The 6,879-nt window shown below is 42.7% G+C and carries 8 protein-coding genes; 7 read left to right on the top strand and 1 reads right to left on the bottom strand.

Features of this window, described 5'->3' with window-relative positions; genetic code table 11:
- Positions 1 to 1,160 (bottom strand): HAMP domain-containing protein (locus AB4496_RS09565; RefSeq protein WP_372130873.1); only part of this gene is annotated, 1,160 nt, incomplete at its 3' end.
- A 276-nt stretch (positions 1,161 to 1,436) separates the two neighbouring features.
- Between AB4496_RS09565 and hinT the strand changes: the two genes are divergently transcribed.
- The 7 genes from hinT to AB4496_RS09530 form a co-directional block, all read left to right on the top strand.
- Entirely contained in the window at positions 1,437 to 1,787 is a 351-nt protein-coding gene (hinT, locus tag AB4496_RS09560) for a purine nucleoside phosphoramidase (protein WP_009847160.1), read from the top strand.
- 228 nt (positions 1,788 to 2,015) lie between these two features.
- Positions 2,016 to 3,407 (top strand): COG3014 family protein, encoded by a 1,392-nt coding sequence (locus tag AB4496_RS09555; protein ID WP_009847159.1) that lies wholly within the window; start codon positions 2,016 to 2,018, stop codon positions 3,405 to 3,407.
- The gene (locus AB4496_RS09550) at positions 3,407 to 3,790 is read left to right on the top strand and encodes a YcfL family protein (protein ID WP_009847158.1); all 384 of its coding nucleotides are present in this window, start codon (positions 3,407 to 3,409) and stop codon (positions 3,788 to 3,790) included. The genes AB4496_RS09555 and AB4496_RS09550 overlap by 1 nt, the downstream gene beginning before the upstream one ends.
- A 139-nt stretch (positions 3,791 to 3,929) precedes the next feature.
- Positions 3,930 to 4,520 (top strand): penicillin-binding protein activator LpoB, encoded by a 591-nt coding sequence (gene lpoB, locus AB4496_RS09545; RefSeq protein ID WP_009847157.1) that lies wholly within the window; start codon positions 3,930 to 3,932, stop codon positions 4,518 to 4,520.
- Positions 4,521 to 4,672: 152 nt separating this feature from the next.
- Positions 4,673 to 5,539 (top strand): phosphotransferase, encoded by an 867-nt coding sequence (locus AB4496_RS09540; RefSeq protein WP_009847156.1) that lies wholly within the window; start codon positions 4,673 to 4,675, stop codon positions 5,537 to 5,539.
- 96 nt (positions 5,540 to 5,635) lie between these two features.
- Positions 5,636 to 6,175 (top strand): alpha/beta hydrolase YcfP, encoded by a 540-nt coding sequence (gene ycfP / locus AB4496_RS09535; protein ID WP_009847155.1) that lies wholly within the window; start codon positions 5,636 to 5,638, stop codon positions 6,173 to 6,175.
- A gap of 512 nt (positions 6,176 to 6,687) precedes the next feature.
- Positions 6,688 to 6,879: FAD-dependent oxidoreductase (locus AB4496_RS09530; protein ID WP_372130871.1), on the top strand; the 192-nt coding region annotated here is incomplete at its 3' end.

Genomic DNA, 6,879 nt, shown 5'->3' with positions numbered 1-6,879 from the left:
TTCACCAGAATATTGTGCAGGTTGTCGGCTAAGGTATTGATGTGACGGCTTACTCGGCTGAATTCGTTGTCGTATCGAATATCGATACGCTGAGTCATATCTCCTTCAGTCAGGCCTTCTAATGTACCGAGGATACGCGTTAGTGGCTCTCTTACACTATGTGCAATGTGGTAACCAATTGCTGCAGCGAATACGGTGACAACAATGCCAATTGCAATCGCTTTGAATAGACCGTTGTCGTAGATGCTGCTCGCATCTGCTAATGATGAGTTGAGTTGCTCTTCCGCTGTGACGTTGAAAGAATCCAGTACCGCCATTGCTTGGTCGACTTCAACGGCTAGATTAGCAATGTTGATGTACAAGGCTTCTTTCGCTTTCAGATAGTTATTATGTTTATCTAAAACACCGCCTTTTTGTCCCACGTCTTTGGTGAAGTTTTTAACCGATTCATCGAAAACATTTTTTATCGCAGGCAATTGTGTCGCTAAGCCACGGTACGCGTAGTTTAGGTGGGTAACGGCCTTTTTGTTTTGGTTGACGGCTTTTTGTACGAAGGCAACATCAGAACTTGCTAGTGCATCAGAGGTAATCACCTCGGCGTCTTGTAGTTTAATAAAGTAGCTCTTTGCCATCACTTTTACAGAGATGCTTTTTTGGTCGGCAACGTACTCTTTCATGCCAACGGTCAATTCTGAATGTAAGCGTTGGAAATCACGTGATGCTTTTTGTACTTGCTCTTGCGCCTCAAACATAGCGATATAATTGTTCATCGCTTCATCTGCTTCGGTGAAGTAACGTTCTTCCATCGCTCTTAATTGCGTGATGCGCTCAGTGAGCGAGGTATTGTCTTGGCTTGCTGTTTCTAGGCTACCTAGAACTTCAGAAAAAGCGTTTTGTGATGCAGCAAACTCTGTACGCATTGCAGACATACGCTCAGAATTTTGTGTGGTTAAGAAGTCTTTAAATGACTTGTCAGCGGAAAGTAATTGGACACTTGTTTGGTTTGAAAGCGCAACCAGCGGCAATGAGACTTTTGAGACGCTCTCAAAATTGCTATGTATCTGATTCATGCTGCTCATCATGATGGTTATCGTGACTGCGAACATGATGATGATCAGTGCGAAACCAGCGTACATACGCTTGATCACAGATCCCTTCATGACTTTCTCCCTAAATAAATGTGGACCTAATACCAGGTCAAAACAAAACTAACAAAATTATCAGGATTCTATTGAGCTCGGCTTACGCATTTTATGACGCACACGTCAAAAATAGTCCTTTGTCCTAGCCAATATGCCGTTCTTGAGAGGTAAGGCGTGTTTTTTTTTGATTTGAACGGTGTTTTTTATTATGCTTTAAAGCAGGTTTATTGTGGTTTGATGCGGCATAGCGCATACTCAAAGCATTAAAAAATAAATGTTTTATCGGAGAGACACATGGCTGAAGAAACCATTTTTAGTAAGATCATCAATAAAGAAATCCCAGCAGATCTACTATACCAAGACGATTTAGTAACCGCATTTCGCGATATTAACCCTCGTGCTCCTAGTCATATTCTAATTATTCCTAACAAGCTGATTCCAACAACGAATGATGTTGAAGCGGAAGATGAAGCAATGATGGGACGTATGTTTACTGTTGCTCGTAAGTTAGCAAAAGAAGAAGGCATTGCAGAAGACGGCTATCGTCTTATTGTGAATTGCAATTCTCACGGTGGCCAAGAGGTTTACCATATTCACATGCATTTGGTTGGTGGCCGCCCGCTTGGCCCGCTTTTAATGAGTTAATTAAAAGGCTAATAAGCTAACGAAACAGTTAATGATCTCGTTAATACAAGTTAATGGTTAATTAACATAAACAGCGAGTTGGAAAATTTGTTGTTTGTATGCCAACTTTTATTTTTATCTGTTGTCTGAATATCGGCATCGATTAGGTAGAGCCTAAAAAGCAAGGTATCCACTTGCTTAAGATCCTTTTAACAAAGTTGGCATTTTAAACATGCACGGAGACGATAAGTGAAGCACCAGTTTAGATTCGCTTCCATTGCCCTGTTATCGGCGTTGACAGCGGGTTGTGCGAATATGTCGGCAGGGAGCCTGTTCAGTCATTACAGCGCGCAAAACAAAGAAATTTACCAAGCAGTCAAGTCTGGGGATTATTCAACGGCTCAACAAGAGTTACCAGATTACGTAGCAGGTGACATTCTTGATAACTTTGAAAAAGGTAGAATTAATCTACTTGATCAAAAATATCCTGAGAGTAAGTCGTCGCTCGAACTGGCCGATCAGGCAGTAAAAGATCAGCAAAGTAAAGCGGTGATCTCTGTATCAGACAGTGCAACCAGTGTCGGCGCGTTGGCTGTGAATGACAATATTACCGAGTATGTGCCTGCTGACTATGAGTTGGGTTTTCTGCATTTATATCTTGGTTTGAATTATTTAAAGAAAAACGACTTAGAAGGTGCGGTGATCGAAATGCGTCGCGCTAACCAAGTTCAGGAACAAGCCAAGAAACAACGTGAAGCTGAGTTAGAAAGTGCTGCTAGCGACGCAAAATCTCAAGGGTTGTCTGCCAACGTGGGTAGTATTCTTGCGAATTATCCTGATGCGGGTAAAAAGCTGCAATCTGTGCAAAATGCGTATCTGATGTTTTTGTCTGGCCTGCTTTACGAAGCATCTAACGATCTGAACAGCGCTTATGTGGACTATCGACGTGCTTTGGCCATCATGCCTGATAACCAAGAAATCATCGATAGAACCATGGCAACAGCTGCTCGCTTAGGCATGCGACAAGATTTAGCAACACTGAAAAAGCGCTACAAACAGTCATCTAAGTTAGGGGCAAGCGAAGGGCGAGTAATTGTGCTTCAAGAACAAAGTGCAGTTCAAGCGATGGACAGTTGGCGATTAGATTTGCCTATTTATGACAGTCGCGATCAGGGCGCAATATATTCTCTGGCGCTGCCATATTACCCGCGCCAAAACGTAGAACGTTTTTCTGCGCTACGAATCAGTGGGCAACCGTTGTCTGAGCATTTGATTACGGATGTGAATGCGATGGCGCAGAATGATTTATCTGAACGTATGACGAGCATTGTTATTCGCCAAGCGTTACGTGTGGTCGCGAAAGATCGCATCCGTAAAGAAGCAACTCAAGGTAACGATGTCGGTAACATTTTGTTCAATGTCTGGAATGCATTCACGGAACAACCAGACACTCGAAGCTGGCAATCTTTGCCTGCGGAAATAAAGACCAGCACGTTTGTAGCAAACAGTGGTCAATATACGTTAGAAGCGGGCGCTAAAACGTATGACTTTGATATTCGAGAAGGGCAGACCACTTTGGTGTGGATTTCTCGACAAGGAAACAATGCAACAATGTGGCATAAACAGCTAGGGAGGCTGTAATGAAAAAGTGGTTAGTGAGCTTAGCAGCGGTTATGGCTCTGGCTGGTTGTGCTGATAATACAGCTGGCGTAAGGGTAGATAGTCAAACTCAGAACGTTTTCTTTGGTGATAAGGTATTGGGTAGCCGCTTACAGGTTGAAGATATCCGAACTGACCTCGTCGACGGTCATACGCGAGGAATCGTGCGTTTAAACAGTAACTATAAAGGCGATCAACATATCCTTTATCGCTTTTACTGGTACGACGATGCTGGTCTTGAGGTCAACCTAAAGCAAGGCCCTTGGAAGCAAGCAATTGTTCGTGGCTTTGAAAGTATTTCGTTGTCGGAAGTGTCGGTAAATCCGAAAGCGACTCAGTTCAGAGTTCAGTTCAGAGAGCAGTAAACTTTCGTTTGGAACCGCTCATATTTAGAGTGGTTCCAAGCTTTATAGCAAAGACGAGATAGAACGGGTCTAAGGATTCGAAAATACAAAAATTTAAGAGAGTGGGTAACCCCGCTTAGTGATTAGTTAAGGAAACAAAATGAAAAAGAGTGTCATTGCGCTACTAGGTTTAGCGGTTATTTTAGGCGGTTGTTCAAACAAGGTAAGCTACGGTGATGCACAATCAGTAGAAACCACGACAATCGATTTCGGTTCAACTGACCTTCAAACGATTGCGGGCGAAATGGTCGATAGCATGATGGCGTCTGGTTCTGTGTCTTATATTACTCGTGAGCAACGTCCAATCGTGTTCGTAGAGCGAATCAAGAACAAAACAAGTGAGCACATCGATACTGAGTCAATCACTGATACCATCAGTACTAAAATGCTGAACTCTGGTAAGTTCCGTTTCGTTGATATGGACCGTGTAGAGTCTGTTCGTGAACAATTGAATTTCCAAAATAACGATGAGCTTGTAAATCAAAGCTCAGCAATCCAATTTGGTAAAATGGTTGGTGCTCAGTACATGTTGTACGGCAACCTATCAAGCATCGTTAAGAAAGCGGGCAGCGACGAAGACGTATACTACAAAATGACCATGCGCCTAATGGATCTTGAGTCTGGCTTGATTGAATGGGCTGACGAGACTGAAATCCGTAAGCAACAATCTAAGAGCTTGCTGGGCTTTTAATTAAGTTTACTTGGCTTAGTCATGCCTCAACGCAGTACATGTTATTTGCTGTGATTGGTATTAATGAAGAGGCACTGGCTTTTGGTCAGTGCCTTTTTTGTAGGGAAATTAAGACGTTTATAGGGCAGTTAAGACGTTTATAGGGAGTAAATATGGCGATTTTTTCTTGGTCTGAAGCAAAGCTTCTTGATACCAGTTTGAGTTCTCTTGATGGCTACTTTTCTGAGCCTCCAATCAGAGCACAGACACTGACAGGTGGGTTGACTAATCGATGTTGGAAATTGGTTTTAGCCGATGGCACCGCGTATGTTTGGCGTCCAATTACCCCCATCACCAAAGCGTTCTTCATCTCTCGCCATGAAGAGTATCAAGTACTGTCTGCTATTGAGCGTCTAGATATCGGACCAAGTCCGATAGTGGTCAATGAGCAAGGCTTACTGGTTGAATGGATCGCGGGTGAGACGTTGTACGAAGGACTCGAGCAGGATGATTTACTGAAGACGCTGATCTCAGTGCATTTGGTTAATACTGCGCGACTGCCGCTCCAACCGTTCAGCTATACGGCTCGAGTTGACCACTACTGGCTTCAGCTTGATGCGGTTCATAAGACTGAAACCTGCACCAAGATTTATCAAGAGTGGCGCGTGGCTCCAAGTATCCCAAGTGTAGGCCTGTCTTTGTGTCATTTTGATCTCGGTGGCTATAACCTTGTGAAGAATCAAGATGGGATTAAGATCATTGACTGGGAATACGCAGCGCTAGCAGACCCAAGGCTTGATCTTACGCTGACTATTGCTGTTGCCCGATTACCAGTTATAGAAGCTGTTAATAAGTACTGTCAGCTAAGAGGTATCCATGATCCCCAATCTTGGCTTGACGGAGTAGAAGCCTGGTTACCAAGAAGCCAAATGATGGCAATGCTGTGGTATTTACTTGCTCATCAGCTATGGGGCGATGACAGTTATCTGCGTGAAGCAGAGGCTCTTAGTCACACTTTATGTAGCTATGATCACGTTTAGGAAGTGAAAAATATAATTTCAGAGGTCTTCCCTTTAAAACCTTGTTTTTCGTGTTAGATTGATCAAAACGTACCAATATTCAATGGGGGAGGTACAATGATTATCTATCTACACGGCTTCGACTCAACAAGCCCGGGCAATCACGAAAAAATACTGCAGTTGCAATTCATTGATGATGACGTTCGTTTCATCAACTACAGTACTTTGCATCCAAAACACGATATGCAGCATCTGCTTAAAGAAGTGCATAAGGTGATAGAGCAATCCGATGATCCGCATCCCATTATTTGTGGTGTAGGTTTAGGTGGTTTTTGGTCTGAGCGTATTGGTTTCTTATGTGGAATTAAGCAGGTGGTGTTCAACCCTAATCTGCATCCTGAGAATAACATGGTGGGTCGAATTGACCGTCCAGAAGAATACGAAGACATCGCAACTAAATGTGTTGCTCAGTATCGTATGAAAAACAAAGGACGCTGTTTGGTAGTGTTGTCTCGTGAAGATGAAATCCACGACAATACCAAAACCGCTGCCGCGCTAGAAGATTACTACGACGTAATCTGGGATGAGAAAGAGAGTCATAAATTCAAAAAGATCTCTCAACATCTTCAAGCAATGAAAGCGTTCAAAAACGCTTAATCAATCTGGATGCTTTATAAAAGCAGTGCTCAATGAGTGCTGCTTTTTTACATCTGAACTTTTGCGTTCGTGTTTCATAAAGCGGTTATCGCTGTTTTATCTGTGAGTTTGCGCATTTATAGATCAGTTTGCGCAAACGTTAACTAATTAGTCGCGAATCCTCATTGAGGGTAAGGATTTTTTTGTTGCGGTCATCTTTTTGCTATATATAATGTTCCAAAGCAAAATATTTTGACAAATATCAAAAAAAATTGAGAGCGAGTGAAAAAACTTGTCCATAATTTGTGTTCTGCCTCTCAGGTAGTCACCTTTTTTATCCATGTGAGCAAAACAACAAACCAATACTTGTTGTTTGTAACCCCTCTAACTACTCGGTGAGCTGTCGTTATTCTTTTTCGCGGTAATCCAATTTGTAACAGCCTTCGCATTCAAGGCCGAGTAGATACATAGAATTTATCGGTTGGAGTAATCGAGCCGAACCCCATTTATTCATTTTGTAGAGGATTGTCACTGTGACAAAAATTATCGTAGTAGGCGGTGGTGCTGGTGGTTTAGAACTAGCAACTAAGCTAGGCCGCACTTTAGGTCGTAAGAAACGTGCCCAGATTACTCTGGTAGACCGTAAAGCAAGCCACCTATGGAAACCATTACTTCATGAAGTAGCAACGGGCTCACTGGATGAAGGTGTTGATGCATTAAGCTAC

The organism is Vibrio sp. 10N.222.46.A1 (genome assembly GCF_041473595.1).
GTDB classification, from domain to species: domain Bacteria; phylum Pseudomonadota; class Gammaproteobacteria; order Enterobacterales; family Vibrionaceae; genus Vibrio; species Vibrio tasmaniensis_A.
Note: the sequence above shows the minus strand (reverse complement) of the source record. Positions and strands in the feature narration are given on the sequence as shown.

Bases quoted from the DNA above. Each gene is read 5' to 3' on its own strand.
- hinT (WP_009847160.1), top strand. From the start codon at position 1,437: ATGGCTGAAGAAACCATTTTTAGTAAGATCATCAATAAAGAAATCCCA.
- AB4496_RS09550 (WP_009847158.1), top strand. From the start codon at position 3,407: ATGAAAAAGTGGTTAGTGAGCTTAGCAGCGGTTATGGCTCTGGCTGGT.
- lpoB (WP_009847157.1), top strand. From the start codon at position 3,930: ATGAAAAAGAGTGTCATTGCGCTACTAGGTTTAGCGGTTATTTTAGGC.
- AB4496_RS09540 (WP_009847156.1), top strand. From the start codon at position 4,673: ATGGCGATTTTTTCTTGGTCTGAAGCAAAGCTTCTTGATACCAGTTTG.
- ycfP (WP_009847155.1), top strand. From the start codon at position 5,636: ATGATTATCTATCTACACGGCTTCGACTCAACAAGCCCGGGCAATCAC.